Here is a 17,783-nt window from a genome sequence, read left to right as displayed (position 1 = left end):
AGCGACGATTCAATGCCCTACCTTTTCGAGTCGTTCTCTCAAGCGGATATGTCGACCACAAGAAATTTTGGTGGCACTGGACTGGGGTTGGCGATCACCAAGCAGCTCTGTGAATTGATGGGAGGAAGCATAACTGCCCAGAGTAAATTAGGTGAGGGATCCGTTTTCAAATTTATAGTGAATCTTGGCTTTCCAGACCCAGCAGTGCCGCGCGAAGTAGAGCCTATAGATACTCAAACTGTCACCAGCTTTACTAATCTGCAAGTCCTGTTGGTGGAAGATAACTTCATCAACCAACAGGTAATGATTGCTATCTTAAATGAGTTAGATATTAAGGTAGAAGTAGCCAATGATGGGCTTGAAGCACTAGCTATGCTCGATGACCAGCAGTCGACAACATTTGATCTGATACTTATGGATTGTCAAATGCCTAACCTCGATGGCTACGAAGCCACACGCCGCATAAGAGCTGGCAACGTGTTTAACAAAATTCCTATCGTTGCACTCACTGCAAACACCATGAACAGTGAAAGAGAAAAGTGTCTTGACGCTGGCATGAACGAATATCTGACCAAACCAATAGACACCGATGCTTTGAAGTTAATATTGGCGAAGTATCAGCCAAACTAGGGTTTGCCGTATTAGTCATATCCATTTGAAATATCAAACCAAAATATTTAGTGTGTTGCAAAAATACAGCGAGCTTCGATATAAGCCAACTGTTTATTAAATTGGCTTATGAAGCGGTTTTATAATGGGAATTCACTATCTTTTCCCGCCACTTTCTTTTATCCGCTTAGACACAGGAAAACTAATATGACCGTTTACATAGTTTCAAGGCTTACCATTCATGACCGCAGCAAATATGACGAATACGAGAGTGGTTTTGCTGAAGTGTTTGAAAAGTATGATGGCAAAATGCTCAGTGTTGATGAAGAGCCAACAGTACTCGCTGGAGAATGGGACGCTACTCGATCAGTTATCATTGAGTTTCCTTCAAAGAAAAGTGCGATAACTTGGCTAATGTCTGATGAATATCAAGCGATATCAAAACATAGAGAGGCGGGTAGTACGGCTAGCTCGATATTAGTAAAGGGATTTGAATAACCAAAATCCGATACAAGACGTAATCTTTAGCAGGTGAAAGGCCTGCCATTAACACTAGTGAAAAGCGCGCTTAGGAGTGTGTCTGACCCTATCCTTAGGCATTAAAATTTGTTCATTATTGAATTTTTTAATTTGGACTGATTGCTAATTAACATTCAACATTGCTGCTGAACAATTTTATCCCTACTTACGATCGTAAATTCTACTCGAACAAAATTTTGAAGTGCCATTTTTACAATCACGGAAAAACATTGACATGTAACGTAAAGGTTACCATAGTAACCTTTACGTTACATTGATTGAAAGTGCTGAGAAAATCCAATGTCAGAAATAGATAGATTAGTTACCATGAGAACAAATGTACTTATGTTCGCCGCAATCGCCTTTGCTGTATGGCAATTAGCGTGGTTAAGTCAGGACTTATTTCCCGACAAGCAGAGTGTGTCTTTCCAAATAGCTGGATGGACAACTGTTTTAGGGGCGCTGTTGTGGGTTGTTGCTGCTTTCTACCTTTATCGATATTCAGTAGCTGTGAAAAAAGCAGCTGCCTGCAAGGTGCTTAATGATGAACTGACTCAGCGAAACCGTAACAAACCCTTTTTGTTTGCCTACTTTTGTTTATTTGGATTAATCTGGCTTTTAATTCCTCTTACAGAGTTTATTGCAGTGGATCTAAAAATTGCTTTGCGTGGTATTGCTACGTTTGGCGTAGTAACTCCCATATTCTATTTTGTCTATTTAGAAAAAAAGTCTGAGGTTACAACAGAATAAATAATATGGAAAATTTGAAACTTGGCAATAAATTAAAATATTTTCGAATGGAACAAAAATTAACTCAGGCAGAACTTGGTGAGTTGGTTGGGGTGACCCGAAAAACAATCAACACTGTCGAAAATAATGTATTTGTACCTTCTACTCTATTGGCATTTAAGTTAGCTAAAGCGCTTAATTCAGACGTAGAAACAGTATTTTATTTATACAAATAGTGTTTCTACGTCAAAAGGGACAATGGTGGTTGGCTCAAAAATGTATAGAGTCAGCCATCATGTAAAATTAACCTTAATTAAATAAACCTTTGAGTTTATCTTTGGCTTTATCTACCAGTTTATCTTTTTGTTTATCTAGCTCTTCTTTTGCTTTTTTCTTAGCTTCTTCAGTTAAGCGTTTTTTTGCTTCAGACTTGGCTGCTGCGATTATGTTGCTGAGCATAGCATCGACTACTGCAGCGCCCACTTTATCTGCTGGCATACCATTCGGGTTGCCAATAGGCCCTGCATTGAATGTAGGTAAGGTAACCTCATAGGTCTTGGTTTCGATGTTGATATCGCCAGTAGAAAGCTGTTCAAAATTTAATTTAAGGCGCACATTGCTCACCGTCACGTTTTCAACAACTATGAGGGGATTGGCAGTTTCTTTAGCTGCGGGTTCATTTGTGGTTTTTGGTAGGTTCGCTGCTAAGTTGTTTTTTAATTTTAGTAGGTTACCTTTTCCATTTTTGTCTACTTCATAAAGCACTTCCGGTGCATTGATTGTAATGGTCTGTACCACATAAGGTTCATTGATAACTTCACCCAAATCTAAGGTGATTGCATCTACACTGAACGCATTTTCACTACTGAAACCTTCTGGGTTTTTTATATTCAGACTGCTGATGGTCATTCGCCCTTCGGTCAATGCTAGGTCCACATTTAAAACCGACACCTCTGTTCCAAGGTATTTGCTACCCTGCTGTTGTATTTGCGTTCGAATAAAATCACCCGCTCCGCTCAACATATAATAAGCCCCACCTGCAATAAGTAGGATCAACAAAACAAAAATTCCTAAACCTTTTTTCATAACAATCTCACATAGCCATTTTATTAATACTATTAGTGTAACTCCTATTTAAAAACGAGTTATAAAAAAAACGCCTAATGTAATACATCAGGCGTTTTGTCAGAATCAAAGGTGATTCAGTATATTGAAATCAGATAGTGATTAACCGTATAAAATTCGATTAACTTTATTTTCCATTAACTCTTGTTGGCCACTTACATGTTTAGGTTGCAAGCTATTATTGGCTGTATGGCTAGCGAGTGATTCAAGACTATGTTGACCGCTCAAAATAGACTGACCAAAGTTTTGGCCCCACCCCTCATAACGTTGTGAGATTTTGTCAGCAATAAAGTCATTTTCTAATATAGCCGCCGCCTTTTTAAGAGCTAGCGCCATGTGATCCATTCCACCAATATGGCCGTGGAATAAATCAGCTGGATCGCTACTTTGACGGCGTAATTTACAGTCAAAGTTCAAACCACCAGTGGTAAATCCACCGGATTTTAGGATTTCATACATGACTAAACTAAGTTCTTCGACCTCAGTAGGGAATTGATCCGTATCCCAGCCATTTTGCGCATCGCCGCGGTTGGCATCAATACTGCCGAATAAACCTAAAGAAATAGCAGTAGCAATCTCATGATGAAATGAATGGCCTGCTAAGGTGGCGTGGTTAGCTTCAATGTTCACTTTGAATTCTTGCTCTAAGCCAAATTGTTTAAGGAAGCCGTAAACAGTCGCAGTATCGTAATCGTATTGGTGTTTGGTTGGCTCTTGAGGTTTTGGCTCAATTAATAGTGCGCCTTTAAAACCAATCTTGTGTTTGTGTTCAGCTACCATAGTAAAGAAACGACCTAGTTGTTCGCGCTCTTGACGTAGGTCAGTATTAAGTAAGCTTTCATAACCTTCTCGTCCACCCCATAACACGTAGTTTTCACCACCCAATCGCTTGGTCGCGTTCATGGCATGACATACTTGTGTTGCGCCATAACTAAATACGTCTGGATTAGGGTTAGAAGCTCCGCCAGCTGCATATCTAGGGTTACTAAATAAGTTAGCTGTTCCCCAAAGTAGTTTTAAACCTGTTTCAGATTGCTTTTGTTCGAGCACATCGACCATAGCTGAAAAGTTATTAACGTAATCATGAATACTGTCACCTTCAGGGGCCACGTCAATATCGTGAAAACAGTAGTAAGGGATATTCAGCTTACTAAAAAACTCAAAGGCAACATCGGCTTTTTGTTTGGCCATTTGCATAGGATCGCCTGGTTTTAGCCAAGGTCTGTTAAAGGTACCTTGACCAAATACATCGGCACCGTCCCAACAAAAGTTGTGCCAGTAACAAGCAGCAAAACGTAGATGTTCAGCCATAGTTTTACCAAGAACAACTTGGTTGGCGTCGTAGTGATGAAATGCTAGTGGGTTATCAGACTCAGCACCTTCAAATTTAATGTTTGGGATTGCATCAAAATAAGTTGTCATAAAATTTCCTTGGTAAAAAGAGTTCGTAATTGAGAATAAGCTTGTATATAAACCGTTCGTCGTTGCTCAAAAATTTGTTGAGTTGAAGTATTTGGGGTATGAATTTGTACTGCTTCTGGTTGAGGACAAATTTGTTCAATAGATAAATTGGACTCTATTGCCAACTGGGCAAGGCGGGCTGCACCTAGTGCTGGGCCAACTTCCCCTCCTTTTCTAAAGGTGATTTTTGTCTTCAATACATCAGCCATTAATTGTCGCCAATAGCCACTTTGTGCGCCGCCACCAATAACCGTTATCTCTGTAGCTTGGGTACCAGATTGATGTAACGCATCAATACCGTCAGTAAAGGCAAAACAAACCCCTTCAAGTACCGCATGTAACATGTCGAGTTTACTGGTGTCGTGGGTTAATCCAATAAACGCCCCTTGGGCTAGAGGATCGTTGTGAGGTGTGCGTTCGCCACTTAAATAGGGCAAAAAATAAGGCGCTGTTTTCTGATTAGCTGGATTGTTTTCAAGTTGCTCGAGTAATTGCCCAATATCTTCTTCTACAATTTGTTTAGCAAACCAATCTAAGCAGCTGGCCGCACTTAACATTACCGACATTAAATGCCAGCGATTAGGTAACGCGTGGCAAAAACTGTGAACTGCAAGTTCAGCTTGTTGGCTGAAACGATCGGTCACCACGAAGTAAACACCTGATGTACCAAGAGAGATCATGCCTTGACCTGGTTCAACAAGGCCCACACCTATTGCACCTGCGGCATTGTCTCCCGCACCAGCTACTACTGGTACTTCGGATAATCCCCAACGGCTGGCTAAGTCTGATTGTAAAGTCCCTGTAACTTGATTACCTTCAAAAAGCTGTGGCATATGAGTTAGGTTTAGACCACATGCTGCGAGTAATTCTGCATCCCAATCACGCTTTTGTGTATTCAGCCAAAGTGTACCAGCCGCATCTGACATATCTGATGCGAAAACCCCGGTTAACAGCCATCGTAGGTAATCTTTGGGTAACAGTACTTTGTCGATTTGAGCAAAATTTTCAGCTTCGTTATGTTTTAACCACAATAGTTTAGGTGCGGTAAATCCAGGCATCATAATATTGCCGGTGGTTTGGCGGCTATTTCTCACAGCTTGTTCAAGTTCTGCACATTCTTCTGCGCTACGGCCGTCGTTCCAGAGTATGGCAGGGCGAATAACCTGTGCATTTTTGTCGAGTAAAGTGGCACCATGCATTTGTCCCGATAAACCTATCGCTTTAACCTGAGACAAATACGGGCGGCTGGATAATTCATCCATCACTTTACAAAAAGCTGCCCACCAGTCTTTTGGATTTTGTTCAGACCATAATGGCTGTGGTCGAGACACCGTCAGATCTGCCGATTGTGAATCAACAATTTGTCCTTCGGGATTGGTAATAATGACTTTTATCCCAGACGTGCCTAAATCAACACCTAAATACATCACAATCTCCATGTTATTTTTTGATGATATTATATTGGCTTAGAGTTCAAAATTGCTCAATTACGAAATTACATAATTAAATTCCGTAATTTATTATTTTAATGTTAAGCTATTTTTAGTTATTCTTACGCTGACTTTTTAGTCAAGCACAAGAGGTATTAAGCGTGAAATTCAGCAGACTAATCGGGCAAGAAGACAGACAATATAGTATTAGCTTGTTGTTTAATGCAAATAAGGTTTACGACCGTCAAGTAATAGAAGGCATTGGTCACTATCTACAATCGACTAAGGTTGATTGGGATGTATACCTTGAAGAAGACTGCTTAGCTCGTCTAAATAATCTCGACAATTGGGAAGTTGATGGGATTATCGCTGATTTTGACGCTCCGGACATGCAAGCTGCATTAACGGATTTGGATATTCCAGTGATCGGAGTCGGGGGATCATATCAAAACGCCGATGATTACCCTGATGTACCTTATGTGGCTACCGACAATGAAGCGGTAGTTAATTGTGCCTATCAACATCTTAAGCAAAAAGGTTTACAACGTTTTGCTTTTTATGGTTTTCCGCCAGATACAGAACACCGCTGGGCCTTGGAACGAGAAAGAGCCATTGTTGCTTTATGTGAAAAAGATGGTTTCAGTTGTTCCGTATATCGTGGCTTTAAAACCCAGCCTGATACTTGGCACTACAGTATGAATAGACTCGCTGACTGGATTGAAAGTTTACCTCTACCTGTTGGTGTTATAGCAGTCACTGATGCACGGGCCAGGCATTTATTGCAAGCCTGTGATAAAACCAATCGACTGGTGCCCGACCAAGTGTCTATAGTGGGTATTGATGATGACGATATTGCGCGTAACTTAAGTCGGGTGAGTTTAAGTTCCGTCAGTCAAGGCTGTTTTGATATGGGCTTTCATGCTGCAAAGTTATTACACCGACAATTAAATAGGCAAATAGCTGAAAAACCTTCTGATCAAAAAGCAAAATTAAAATCGAAACCAAGAGTACTTGTGCCGCCAATTGGTATCATCCAACGTCAGTCTACAGATTTTAAAGCCCTGCAAGATCCTTATGTCATTCAAGCTATGCATTATGTGCGTCAACATGCCTGCAGAGGCATTAAAGTCGAACAAGTGATTGATTATGTTGGTATATCTCGTTCAAATTTGGAACAGCGTTTTGTGCAAGAATGTGGTCATAGTATCCACACTGAAATCCATAATGAGAAGTTAAATCGAGCTTGCAAAATGTTAGCTGAAACAGACACTGAATTAGCTGAAATAGCTAATTCTTGTGGTTACCCCTCAATTCAGTATTTGTATGCAGTGTTTAAAAAACACTTTGGACAAACCCCAAAGCAATATAAAAGTGACCTATTACAAAAAGATTTGGCATGAAGTTTAATGTACTTTCACAATGTCAAAACGCTTTAAGGTGGATATTGGTACTGGCGGTCATTGCTATCATGTAGTAAAAAGTCATATAAAGATGAAATGAATCTATAACACCTATGGTCTTATCAAACTGCGCATCCCCATTAAATCAAGTAATTACCATCTAGGAAGCATATGCTCAATAATGCCATAACACTTAAAGGCCAATTAGAAACGGTTCAACAGGCAAAGGCATTTTTGCTGGGTTTAAATACTGAAAATTACCAAATGGTGATTAAGCCTCACTTTGCTAGCAGTGCAGGCACACATATGCGGCATATTTTGGATCATTATTTGGCATTAAAAGATGGATTAAGCCAAGGACTGGTTAATTACAATAAACGGAATCGGTATTCTAGTGTTGAATCTTGTCCGCAGACCGCGTTGTTACAGTGGCAAAAAATAGAAAAATGGTTAACTGAAGTCAGTCAGTATGATGCTGATATGCCACTTACAGTCATGTCTGAAACCTCTATTGATAAAACTCAAAATAGCCAAACTAAATCAACTTTAGCACGTGAGTTGGTCTTTGTTTCTAGTCACGCTATCCACCATTTTTCATTACTTGCAGTGATTAATTCCTTATTAGGTAGCAAGGATGAAGTTAATTTCGGCATTGCGCCAACAACGGCTACTTATATCCGTCAACAAGCTTAGTTATATAGCCAGAACACTCTGAAGTACGCCCAATGAAATGGCTAAACATACAATCTTTTAAAGTCGTGCATCCACACAATTATTTGACCTCCTCATTCTTAGAACTCACCTCTATCAAAAGACCAGTACGAAACTAGCAATTATTGGGTAAAGCGCGGATAATTGCTCTTTATTATTTTCGCTAAATATTTGTAGTAAGGATTTTCCGATGAGTGATTTACCCCAATGTCCGCAGTGTGATTCTGCTTACACCTACGAAGATCGAGAGAACTACGTGTGCCCAGAATGTGCTCATGAATGGCCACAATCTGGTGAAGTGAACGAAGACGAAAAAGTCATTAAAGATTCAAACGGTAATGTATTAACCGATGGCGACACTATTACCGTGATTAAAGATCTTAAAATAAAGGGCTCGTCTTCTGTGGTCAAAGTAGGTACTAAAGTAAAGAATATTCGTTTAGTAGATGGTGATCATGACATTGATTGTAAAATTGATGGCATAGGTGCGATGAAACTGAAATCTGAGTTTGTGAAAAAGGTATAACAGAGAGCAAAAATGGGTATCCAGCACAAGGTTAAATGTGTCTTTTAATAGAAGGCCATTTGCCTATTGTTGAAGGTGCTGGACCTGCAAATATAGAAATGATGCATGAATAGCAACGACAGATTATTGGATTGGGTATGCAGATAATGCATGCTACTTAGACTAGTTTAGCTTTACTCAGTGATACACCTTTAGCAAAAGAACTGTTTGTTCCAGTAATTAAGCAGACGTTAATTATCAATTTTTTGAGCCAGAAAAAGAAGCACATGGTTGGTTGCAAAATATTTTGAAAAACCAACCAACCAACCAATAATTTTGGCCATCAATCTATCTAACAATACTAGTATAAAAGTGTTGCTTTCTACTTCAGTATTATCTCCCGATGTATCCCTTTTTTTGCTATAAACAGGGCCTTATTTACTCATGCCAGTGCTACTTTTAAGTAACGAGAACGCAGTACAAAATCGGCTGAGATTTTCTGGGTGAACGCCTCTTTATTGGTATTACATCGAAAAAGGCAGTGAATTTTGATTTAAACAAGCTGGCTACTAGTTTGCTAACAATTCGTTGTCACAGTACAGGTGAACTTTGTGTAGTGCATGCTAAACCAGTTAACTGGATAAAAAAGTAATTGACCTTACCATGATGGTAAGCTTTAACATCCTGCAAGCTGAGTAATAAAAGCCTAATGGAGGTGTGTATGAGTAGCACTATAAAATTGAAAATTACTGGGATGACTTGTTCATCTTGTGTTGGTCGGGTTGAGAAAAAACTAATGCAGGTGGCGGGTGTTGAACATGTCAGTGTTAATTTGGCGGTTGAAATGGCCGTCATTAAAGGCACCGCGACTTTGCAAAACTTGGTATTAGCTATTGAAGAGGCTGGTTATCAAGTGCCAACTTCTAGCGCTATCTACGGAGTATCGGGGATGACCTGTAGTTCATGCGCAGGTCGCGTTGAAAAAGCGATGTTGACGTTACCGCAGGTGCTTAAAGCTCATGTCAATCTTGCGACCGAGCAAGTCTCACTCACCTTGATCAGCGAATTACTTGAAGCTGAAGTGGCTAGTCTTTTGGGTGGCGCTGGATACGTGCTCAAAACTGATAGTAATGATTCGACTAGTCGTGAGGAGACAGCTAAGTTTTATCAAGCAGATTGGTTTCCCGCTGTCGGAGCCAGTTTGCTCTCGTTGCCACTGGTTTTTCCAATGTTTGGCATGCTGCTGGGTAAAGACTGGATGTTGCCAGCGATGATTCAATGGTTATTGGCTACACCTGTACAGTTTTACTTTGGTGCGCGTTTTTATCGAGCTGGTTGGGGGGCGTTGAAGGCTCGCACTGGCAATATGGATTTATTGGTGGCAATTGGTACAAGTGCTGCGTATGGGTTATCAGTTTATCTATGGTGGCTGAGTACTCAAGATCACGGAATGCCGCACTTATATTTCGAAAGCAGTAGCGTAGTCTTGAGTTTAGTACTTGTTGGTAAATACCTTGAACACAGAGCTAAAAGACGTACTACCAGCGCGTTAAGAGCACTGGAAAACTTGCGTCCCACAACTGCAACCGTGTGGCGCAACAATAGTTGGCAACAGTTTGCTGCTGCAACAGTGCAAACAGGAGAGCGACTGCAAGTCAAGCCTGGGGAGCGTGTGCCAGTCGACGGTTTGGTCATTTCTGGACAAAGTCATGTAGATGAGGCGTTAATCAGTGGTGAAAGCCTGCCTGTCAGTAAATTAACAGGGGATAAGGTTACTGGTGGTTCGGTTAACTTAGATGGGATCCTAGAGATTAACGCTAGTAGTGTAGGTGCAGAGTCGATTCTGGCGAAAATCATTCGATTGGTTGAAGAAGCGCAAGGCGATAAAGCACCAGTTCAGGCTCTAGTGGACAAAGTCAGTGCGGTATTTGTACCTATTGTTATGCTTATTGCAGCGATAACCTTATTAAGTTGGGGAATGCTGACGGGGAATTGGCAACAAGCCATTCTCAATGCCGTTGCTGTACTGGTTATTGCTTGTCCTTGTGCCCTTGGTTTGGCCACGCCTGCGGCTATTATGGCTGGTACTGGCACAGCTGCCCGATTTGGTATCTTAGTCAAAGATGCTAGTGCGCTGGAGCAGGCCACTATCATCAATATGGTGGTGTTTGATAAAACGGGTACTCTGACCGAAGGCAAACCTGCATTAAGCCAAATGACAACGCTAATAGGATCCGAGCAGGAACTGATTCAACTGGCGGTTTCGGTGCAACAACATAGTGAACACCCTTTAGCTAAAGCAATTCTAAACAAAGCTCATGAAATGGCGATTACTCCGCTAGACGTGGAGGAATTTCAAGTAGTTGCCGGGCTTGGGGTAAAAGCCAAGTTACATGATTCAACTTTATTCCTAGGTAGTCGACACATGATGACGGGATTGGGAATCGAACTGCCCAAAGATGCAATCGCTGTTCACGGTGCATCAGTCTCTTGGTTAGCCAGACAAAAGGATAATCAGTCTGAATTAGTCGGCCTGTTTTGTTTTACCGATATGCTCAAACCTCATGCACAAACGGCAGTTGAGCAGTTGCAACAACAGGGTATAAAAGTCTTAATGTTAACCGGCGACAGTCAAGCCAGTGCCGAATATGTAGCGAATATTTTGCAGTTGGATGAATATCACGCTGAAGTTATGCCCGCCGATAAAGCGGCTTTTGTAAGACAGTATCAACAGCAGGGATATCAAGTGGCTATGGTGGGTGATGGTATTAACGATGCCCCTGCTTTAGCGCAGTCAAACTTGGGTATTGCTATGGCTACTGGAACCGAAGTGGCCGTTAGTGCGTCGGCAATCACTTTGATGCGGGGTGAACCAAACTTGGTTTCATCGTCATTGTTGATGGCAAAATTGACCTATCGAAAAATAAAACAGAACCTGTTTTGGGCCTTCATTTTTAATATTGTAGGTATCCCATTGGCGGCATTTGGTTATCTTAATCCTGTAATTGCGGGAGCAGCAATGGCCTGCAGCAGTCTTTTTGTGGTGAGCAATGCGTTATTATTGCAGCGCTGGCATCCAATAGAGGTAAGCGAGAATGAATAATCTAGTCACTATCGGAGAAGCGGCCAATATAACGGGGCTCTCAGCAAAAATGATAAGGCACTATGAAGTAACAGGCTTGATCCCCAAGGCTATTCGTTCTGACGCCCAATATCGTCTGTATAACGGTCATCAATTGAAATTGCTGGGTGTGATAAAACAAGCCAAAATCCTCGGGTTTTCGCTGAGTCAAATTCGTGCTTTATCTGATTTATGGCAAAATCCGAATAGGGCTAGCCGAGAAGTTAAAAGACTTGCAGAAGAAAATTTGCATGAAATAGAGAATAAAATTAGCGAGTTAAAAAAAATGAAAAAATCACTGCAAGAACTGGCCGATAATTGCAATGATGATGAGCATTCCCAATGCTCGATACTTGACGGATTAGATCAAGTCTAACAGCTACACTAATTAGTCAGAGTTGATGTGTATTTACATTTCCTTATTTTCAGGAAAATGTTGAACAGCTTCAGGTTGTTTGTTTGACTAAATTTATAGGCTAACGTTTAAAAGTCACTGATACTCTGGCCCCTCCCAGCTCAGATTCTGCAATCCTAATCTCGGCATTGTGCCATGCTGCAATCCTTGCCACTATGGCTAACCCCATGCCAAAACCGGGTTTTTCAATGTCGTTGTGACCGCGGGTAAAAGGTTGTAATAATTTCAGTCGTTTGCTTTTGTCGATACCTAGGCCATCGTCTTCTACTACTAACTCTATGGATTGTGATTTCTGGACAATACTCACTTGAATAATTTGTGATGCATATTGTTGAGCATTGTTAAGTAGGTTGTTGATTAACATAGCAAGAAAATTTTGGTCGCCAACAATAGTGATTTTATCAATTGGCTGCCATTTGATTAGTTTGCCGTCGGCATCGTCTAAGCCATATACACATTGATCCAGTAACTGATTTAAGTCGACAGGTACTTTATCTACTTTTATCAAACTCTGCTCAAGTCGCGCATAATTGAGTAATACTTCTACCAGCCGTTCCATCTCGGCGATATCTTGACTTAAATGCCGAATGTATTTGTCTTGTTTTTCAGGTTTATTGGTTTCACTTAGCGCTTCGATACCAAAACGTAATCTGGCTAAAGGTGTACGTAAATCGTGGGAGACGGCGTTACCTAATAACTTGTTATCTTGGATCAGAGTTTCGATTTTTTGCGCCATGCGATTAAATTCGTTTTCAATATCGGCCACATAAGATGTGCTTGAAACTGGAATTCGCCAAGCAAAATCCCCAGCCCCAAAAGTTTTAGTGGCTTTGCTTAATAGTCGTAAACGTTTAATTAGCGGATAAAGCCAAATTCCTACAAACAGCAAGATACCCATATAAAACGCAGTGGTGAGTATCATTTGTAAACTTAGGTTGGCTGGTTGTGATGCTTGCGGTGAAACCGACATGACTAACACTTGTTGTTGTGCCGGCATAATGTGATTCACTGTTATCCGGTCGGCTGATTCAAGCACCAAGGACACACCTTGATTAAAGTCCTGTGTTAACTCTTCAGGCAAAGGGAATTCAGTTAATGGCACAAGGTTAAGTGTTTGTTGATTGGCCTTTTGCCAAGCCATAATAAATGCTTGAGGGTCGTCTAGTTTATCTAAAGTAGTGGCCAACGAAGCCGCGATTTGTCGATAGGCACTAAACTCATCAGTATTTTGTTGTTCTTGATAGTTATTAAATAGGGTATCTAATGACCAACCTAAAAATATGATAGCGGTAAACATCACAAGAACCAGAGACAGTACGAGTTTCTTCATAATAGTGTCAGCCAAGTTACTGATGGTTTACGCAAGCTCATCAAGTCTAATTCCACGCGTCGATTACAAATAAATAACCTTGGCCCCAGATTGTTTTAATCCTAAATGGGTTATTTGCGTCATCGCCTAATTTTTTACGTAGCCGAGATACAATGATATCCATACTACGGTCAAAACCGTCGTAATCTATACCCCGTATGTCTTTGACTAATTCGTTGCGATTGACAACTTGCCCAGCGGACTGAGCTAAATACCAAAGCACATCAAATTCGTTGGTTGAAATAGGGACTGTACAACTACTTAGTGAGGTGGTGCGTGAATTAGCGTCTAGATGAAGCTGGCCAAACTGAAGACAATTTTCGCTTTCGGCCACCGATTGATTTTTGTTATTCACTCGCCTTAATAGTGCTTTCACTCTCGACAACATAGCCCTAGGTTTAATGGGTTTGGTAACATAGTCATCTGCCCCAAGCTCTAAGCCTAACACTTCGTCCATTTCTTGGTCTCTGGCGGTCATCATCAAGATAGGACCATGATAAAAACCGCGCACTTCTCTGCATACATCAAACCCGTCTTTTACGGGTAACATAATGTCTAACACAACTAAGTCGGGTTGATCCTCTCTAATCAACTCTATGGCTGAATCACCTCTGTTGACTAAGGTCACCATATAGCCATGTTCGGTAAGATAGTCGCTGAACCATTCGGCTAGCGACATATCATCTTCTACCAACATAATATGTGGGCAGGTGATCTCTTCAATCAAAATAGCTTCCAACTTGATTTTGGACGTTTGGAAGACTTAAACACCCAAGATACGGATATTGATGTCTCAGCCAAATTCTGCTCTTGCCCTTCTTTTCGTAGCGCAAAACCTGTGCTTTGGTCATATTGAAAATCAAACTCAAATACTCCCGTTCGTGTTTGTTTCCAACATTTTAAAACTTTGTTTGTTGGCAATTCGACTAAACAATAGTTCCCAGCAAGCGGCTGCTGCCATTGAAATGTGACGTCTTGATAACAAATTTGTCCTTGTCTAAGCGCCACACATCGTTTAGGGCTGACAACAAGATTTTTATTTTGGTTTTGCTTGCCCGTATCTGCATTTACCGAGCTTGTTGTGCAGGCTAATAAGACAAATACGCCGGCCAATTTAACACTATAAGTAAGTTTCATCATTGACTCACCCACCTAAAAAACATAACTAATACTGGTACCAATACCTACATAAAAGTCCCGGTTTTTAGCGAATAACGGGCTGTCGTTTTCGCTCAAATCAGATCCTAGTGATACTGAAGCACGGTATATCCAGTTTTCGTTAATGGGATAAGTGACCCCCATAGATGAGTTAAACGAAACTGAGGCTTTTCCGTCATAGGCCGAGAAATCCGAATTATTTGCTTCACTGTCGGAAACGCCAAAGAAATAATCGTTGTACTTAGCATCTCTATAGTTAAGGCCAGCTAAACCATGAAAATTCCAGTTTCTGATTTGCCAATTCCTGCCTATTACAGCGGAAGCAACCGTGCCTTTACTTTTACTTGATACATCATGTTTAATGGCGAATTGTAAAATATTTTTGCCAAAATAACCGGTCAAACGCCCACCAAACATGGTGTTACTTTCTCTTTCATCTACACCAATAAAACGGACTTCGTCATCTTCTTTATTTAGGCCACCCCATGATTGACTTAAAGTGACATCAAATGACCAGTTTTCATTGTTGTAAGCATTGTAACCAAGTACAAATGGATCAGAGATTTCGCCTAACACATCCACAAAAAAACCGTTCCAGTTGTAACTCCCCCTAATAATTAATCCAAGTCCAGCGTCTTCGCCATCATCATCTCTAAGAGATGAGCCAACAAAGGCGCCAGCGCCTAAGCCAATTTCGAAAAAGTTTTCGGGATCGGTATTTTCTAAGGTGTTATTGCGTAATGAACGAGCAATATCGGCTGAAAAAGCACTAGGTAATATAGCGATAGAAAGCAGCACAGCTGCAGTGATTTTCTTTATGGGTGAATACATCGTTTTTGACTTCCTAATTGTTGAACACCGATGCAGTTTATGGTGCTTTTTTCTAGCATAACGTAACAAGATGCTGGCTTTGTAACAAAGTGTAGAAAATGGCAAGTTGTTAGTGGCAACAAGCACCATCATAGAGCATTTAGCTAACGATATGAAAATTAGCGAGCTGGAATTTTTTAACCCTGATCCCAACTCGCCGCTCTATCTAGACAGTCAACAAAGTGTTGCTTCTATTTTCTATTTAGCTGCCGTTACCAAAGCAGGGTTAAACTTGCATTCAATTGACGGCCTGTTTCGTATAACTTTTCTCCTACTGCTACATCCGTTGCAGCCACCCGAGTTACGCCACCAAGGTGTGTTTGATACGCCTTGTCGAATACATTTTTAGCGGAGAAAGTCAGGCTGATATTGTCATTAAATTGATATTGCGTAGACAGGTTTATGATCCCAGCACCTGCGCTTGGTGTCTCATTTTGAATCTCTGAGATTTGTTGCTGGGAGGCAAATAATTGTGACTCTATGCTTAATGCCAGTTTTTCATGGCGCCAATGTAATTGGGTTATTAAGCTCGCTGGAGTAGAGGTCGATTAATATCATCTCGGGTTCCTCTTACCCAACTCGCGGTCATCTCTAGGTCAATTTGAGTTGTTAGTTGGCTGCTCATTAGTAGATCGGTTCCCCAAATTGTAGCGTCACTATTTTGCCATTGTAGAGGTGATTTACCACTTGTCATGGTTGAAATCATATTGGCTAATCCATCTTCAGAGGGGCTACCAACTATGTAGTCTTGAATAGATTGATAGAAAACCCGTGGGGCAATGGTTAATGCTGCACTATTGTAACTGAACCCTAGATCCAGCTGTTTGGCTGTTTCTTCATATAAGTTTAGGTTACCTAAATAATTGTTTCCATCTGCAAGCCCTGCTGAAATACCAAGGGGCAGCCATACATACAGTTCAGTGTAGCTTGGAGCTCTTTGTTTTTGTGCAATTGCCGCCTGCCATTGCCAAGCACCTTCAAGTGAACTTTGAGCGTGTAGACTAATGTCCATTAAGGAAAAGTCGAGGTCTCGCTCTGATTGATTGAAGCGTTCAACCAAAGTGGCAACATTAGGATTCATCATCGCCATACTGTGAGCAATATTACTTGCTTGCATATTTACTTTGGTCAAACGGCTGCCGAAAGTAAGTGCTATGTCTTCGAGTTCAGTTAACCATTCAAGGTAAGCGCTTTTTTTTGTGCGCTCAACTTGAGAAAAGTTATTCACTTGTAAACTTCCCATTAAAGGATTAGTGATGACAGAGTTGTGACTATTATTGTGCCAGCTCATACCAGCGGTCATAGCGCCATAATCAAAACTATCCTGCCATATTCCTTCATAACCTCTGGCAATACTGTCAACAGAATTTAGTCGGGCTTGCATAGGTGAGTTAAGCGGGCGGTGGTCAAAGTTGTTCATATCATGCTGATTGCTGTTGCCATATGCTTTGAGTTGAAGTTGCATACCTGCAGCGGAATGACTTGTTTTGGAATAGGTATAATTTAATCGATACCAAGCCGCATCGATGTAGTTTATGTCCATGGCTAATGCTGGTGTGCCACTGTCGTCAGTATCTACGCGCTGATATACCCCATGTACTTGGTGTTGTCCGTTACGCACGCCAAATTCAGAGCCAAACCCAGAGCGAGCATAAAAACTGTTTGGTACCTTTAAACCACGACCATCTTCTACTCTATCTCGTTGTTGTTGCATGCCATTTAAACTGACGAAGAACGTATCATTAGCGTAGCCAAGGTGCCCAGTGTAGTGTTCTGCACTACCTTGATCATTGCCTTGTGCGTTGACTCGTGCTGACAAACTAGGTTGCATAGAAAATTGCTGGGAAGTATCGGTTTCAATCTTTACCGCCCCGCCCAGTGTCTCTACTCCAGCAGTAACAGGGGCAATGCCGCGGTAAAAGATTAATTTGGATGTAGGTTTAGATACCATATGTGACAAAGGAGAGTCCATGGCGTTTGGCCCCGCTCCATCAATAGGCGCGCCATCAATGTTAATTGAAAGTCGGTCGCCAAATAATCCTCTATATTGCGGGATCCCTGTAACTGGACCGTTGCCATTGATATTTATTCCGGGTAAGCGTTGCAAACTATCTCGGTAATCTGCTGAGTTATCGTTGAGCCCTTGTACATCGAGTTTCATAGTTGAGTTTTCTTGATGACCAATGACTTCAATAGTCTCTAAGTTATCTGTTGATTTGGCTTGAGTGGTAAAAGTCACTGTACTCATAGTGCCAATAACGGCCATTACGTAGGCCGCTGAAATCTTATATTTATGCATGGTTATTCTCTTGAATTATGGCGCTAACGCGCACAAAATTATCTATCCCAGTTCACACTGGT

18 protein-coding genes are annotated in these 17,783 nt (G+C 41.1%); 10 read left to right on the top strand and 8 right to left on the bottom strand.

What is annotated here, in order from left to right:
• The 4 genes from QZ488_RS08790 to QZ488_RS08775 form a co-directional block, all read left to right on the top strand.
• On the top strand, positions 1-630 hold a 630-nt coding region (locus tag QZ488_RS08790; RefSeq protein ID WP_293747683.1), incomplete at its 5' end, for a response regulator.
• Positions 631-816: 186 nt separating this feature from the next.
• Positions 817-1,107 carry a DUF1330 domain-containing protein gene (locus QZ488_RS08785; RefSeq protein WP_293747681.1) on the top strand — a complete coding sequence of 97 codons (291 nt, stop codon included), beginning with the start codon at positions 817-819 and terminating at the stop codon, positions 1,105-1,107.
• A gap of 321 nt (positions 1,108-1,428) precedes the next feature.
• A complete protein-coding gene (locus QZ488_RS08780; protein WP_293747679.1) occupies positions 1,429-1,878 on the top strand; it encodes a hypothetical protein in 450 nt (149 codons plus the stop codon).
• Between the two features lie 5 nt (positions 1,879-1,883).
• Positions 1,884-2,093, top strand: coding sequence for a helix-turn-helix transcriptional regulator (locus tag QZ488_RS08775; protein ID WP_293747676.1), 210 nt, complete (start codon positions 1,884-1,886; stop codon positions 2,091-2,093).
• A gap of 73 nt (positions 2,094-2,166) precedes the next feature.
• On the opposite strand, the gene QZ488_RS08770 is transcribed toward QZ488_RS08775, so the two are convergent.
• The 3 genes from QZ488_RS08770 to xylB form a co-directional block, all read right to left on the bottom strand.
• The gene (locus QZ488_RS08770; protein WP_293747674.1) at positions 2,167-2,943 is read right to left on the bottom strand and encodes a hypothetical protein; all 777 of its coding nucleotides are present in this window, start codon (positions 2,941-2,943) and stop codon (positions 2,167-2,169) included.
• 141 nt (positions 2,944-3,084) lie between these two features.
• A complete protein-coding gene (gene xylA / locus QZ488_RS08765; protein WP_293747672.1) occupies positions 3,085-4,404 on the bottom strand; it encodes a xylose isomerase in 1,320 nt (439 codons plus the stop codon).
• Positions 4,401-5,870 (bottom strand): xylulokinase, encoded by a 1,470-nt coding sequence (gene xylB, locus QZ488_RS08760; RefSeq protein WP_293747670.1) that lies wholly within the window; start codon positions 5,868-5,870, stop codon positions 4,401-4,403. The genes xylA and xylB overlap by 4 nt, the downstream gene beginning before the upstream one ends.
• A 164-nt stretch (positions 5,871-6,034) precedes the next feature.
• Between xylB and QZ488_RS08755 the strand changes: the two genes are divergently transcribed.
• From QZ488_RS08755 to QZ488_RS08735, 5 genes are all read left to right on the top strand, one after another.
• A complete protein-coding gene (locus QZ488_RS08755; protein ID WP_293747668.1) occupies positions 6,035-7,273 on the top strand; it encodes a DNA-binding transcriptional regulator in 1,239 nt (412 codons plus the stop codon).
• 171 nt (positions 7,274-7,444) lie between these two features.
• Positions 7,445-7,966, top strand: a complete 522-nt coding sequence (locus QZ488_RS08750) for a hypothetical protein (protein WP_293747666.1) — start codon at positions 7,445-7,447, stop codon at positions 7,964-7,966.
• A 208-nt stretch (positions 7,967-8,174) separates the two neighbouring features.
• The gene (locus QZ488_RS08745; RefSeq protein ID WP_293747664.1) at positions 8,175-8,510 is read left to right on the top strand and encodes a zinc ribbon domain-containing protein YjdM; all 336 of its coding nucleotides are present in this window, start codon (positions 8,175-8,177) and stop codon (positions 8,508-8,510) included.
• A 700-nt stretch (positions 8,511-9,210) separates the two neighbouring features.
• On the top strand, positions 9,211-11,592 hold the full coding sequence (locus tag QZ488_RS08740; RefSeq protein ID WP_293747662.1) for a heavy metal translocating P-type ATPase: 2,382 nt from the start codon (positions 9,211-9,213) through the stop codon (positions 11,590-11,592).
• The gene (locus tag QZ488_RS08735; RefSeq protein WP_293747660.1) at positions 11,585-11,986 is read left to right on the top strand and encodes a MerR family DNA-binding protein; all 402 of its coding nucleotides are present in this window, start codon (positions 11,585-11,587) and stop codon (positions 11,984-11,986) included. The genes QZ488_RS08740 and QZ488_RS08735 overlap by 8 nt, the downstream gene beginning before the upstream one ends.
• Positions 11,987-12,086: 100 nt before the next feature.
• Here the strand turns inward: QZ488_RS08735 and QZ488_RS08730 are convergent, their stop codons facing one another.
• Genes QZ488_RS08730 through QZ488_RS08715 form a run of 4 tightly spaced genes read right to left on the bottom strand, consistent with a single transcriptional unit; the run spans position 12,087 to position 15,383 of the window.
• Positions 12,087-13,355, bottom strand: a complete 1,269-nt coding sequence (locus tag QZ488_RS08730; protein WP_293747658.1) for an ATP-binding protein — start codon at positions 13,353-13,355, stop codon at positions 12,087-12,089.
• Between the two features lie 46 nt (positions 13,356-13,401).
• On the bottom strand, positions 13,402-14,121 hold the full coding sequence (locus tag QZ488_RS08725) for a response regulator (RefSeq protein ID WP_293747656.1): 720 nt from the start codon (positions 14,119-14,121) through the stop codon (positions 13,402-13,404).
• On the bottom strand, positions 14,118-14,534 hold the full coding sequence (locus tag QZ488_RS08720) for a DUF3019 domain-containing protein (protein WP_293747654.1): 417 nt from the start codon (positions 14,532-14,534) through the stop codon (positions 14,118-14,120). The genes QZ488_RS08725 and QZ488_RS08720 overlap by 4 nt, the downstream gene beginning before the upstream one ends.
• Before the next feature lie 12 nt (positions 14,535-14,546).
• Complete coding sequence (locus QZ488_RS08715; protein ID WP_293747652.1) at positions 14,547-15,383, bottom strand: MipA/OmpV family protein; 837 nt, start codon at positions 15,381-15,383, stop codon at positions 14,547-14,549.
• 112 nt (positions 15,384-15,495) lie between these two features.
• On the opposite strand from QZ488_RS08715, the gene QZ488_RS08710 reads away from it, so the two are divergent.
• Positions 15,496-15,771: a hypothetical protein gene (locus QZ488_RS08710; RefSeq protein ID WP_293747650.1), complete on the top strand. Its 276-nt coding sequence runs from the start codon at positions 15,496-15,498 to the stop codon at positions 15,769-15,771.
• A gap of 174 nt (positions 15,772-15,945) precedes the next feature.
• Here the strand turns inward: QZ488_RS08710 and QZ488_RS08705 are convergent, their stop codons facing one another.
• The gene (locus tag QZ488_RS08705; protein ID WP_293747648.1) at positions 15,946-17,721 is read right to left on the bottom strand and encodes a TonB-dependent receptor; all 1,776 of its coding nucleotides are present in this window, start codon (positions 17,719-17,721) and stop codon (positions 15,946-15,948) included.
• Between the last annotated feature and the right edge of the window lie 62 nt (positions 17,722-17,783).

This window comes from uncultured Paraglaciecola sp., from assembly GCF_913020055.1.
GTDB lineage: Bacteria > Pseudomonadota > Gammaproteobacteria > Enterobacterales > Alteromonadaceae > Paraglaciecola.
Note: the sequence above shows the minus strand (reverse complement) of the source record. Positions and strands in the feature narration are given on the sequence as shown.

Bases quoted from the DNA above. Each gene is read 5' to 3' on its own strand.
- QZ488_RS08785 (WP_293747681.1), top strand. From the start codon at position 817: ATGACCGTTTACATAGTTTCAAGGCTTACCATTCATGACCGCAGCAAA.
- QZ488_RS08780 (WP_293747679.1), top strand. From the start codon at position 1,429: ATGTCAGAAATAGATAGATTAGTTACCATGAGAACAAATGTACTTATG.
- QZ488_RS08775 (WP_293747676.1), top strand. From the start codon at position 1,884: ATGGAAAATTTGAAACTTGGCAATAAATTAAAATATTTTCGAATGGAA.
- QZ488_RS08770 (WP_293747674.1), bottom strand. From the start codon at position 2,943: ATGAAAAAAGGTTTAGGAATTTTTGTTTTGTTGATCCTACTTATTGCA.
- xylA (WP_293747672.1), bottom strand. From the start codon at position 4,404: ATGACAACTTATTTTGATGCAATCCCAAACATTAAATTTGAAGGTGCT.
- xylB (WP_293747670.1), bottom strand. From the start codon at position 5,870: ATGTATTTAGGTGTTGATTTAGGCACGTCTGGGATAAAAGTCATTATT.
- QZ488_RS08750 (WP_293747666.1), top strand. From the start codon at position 7,445: ATGCTCAATAATGCCATAACACTTAAAGGCCAATTAGAAACGGTTCAA.
- QZ488_RS08745 (WP_293747664.1), top strand. From the start codon at position 8,175: ATGAGTGATTTACCCCAATGTCCGCAGTGTGATTCTGCTTACACCTAC.
- QZ488_RS08740 (WP_293747662.1), top strand. From the start codon at position 9,211: ATGAGTAGCACTATAAAATTGAAAATTACTGGGATGACTTGTTCATCT.
- QZ488_RS08735 (WP_293747660.1), top strand. From the start codon at position 11,585: ATGAATAATCTAGTCACTATCGGAGAAGCGGCCAATATAACGGGGCTC.
- QZ488_RS08730 (WP_293747658.1), bottom strand. From the start codon at position 13,355: ATGAAGAAACTCGTACTGTCTCTGGTTCTTGTGATGTTTACCGCTATC.
- QZ488_RS08720 (WP_293747654.1), bottom strand. From the start codon at position 14,534: ATGATGAAACTTACTTATAGTGTTAAATTGGCCGGCGTATTTGTCTTA.
- QZ488_RS08715 (WP_293747652.1), bottom strand. From the start codon at position 15,383: ATGTATTCACCCATAAAGAAAATCACTGCAGCTGTGCTGCTTTCTATC.
- QZ488_RS08705 (WP_293747648.1), bottom strand. From the start codon at position 17,721: ATGCATAAATATAAGATTTCAGCGGCCTACGTAATGGCCGTTATTGGC.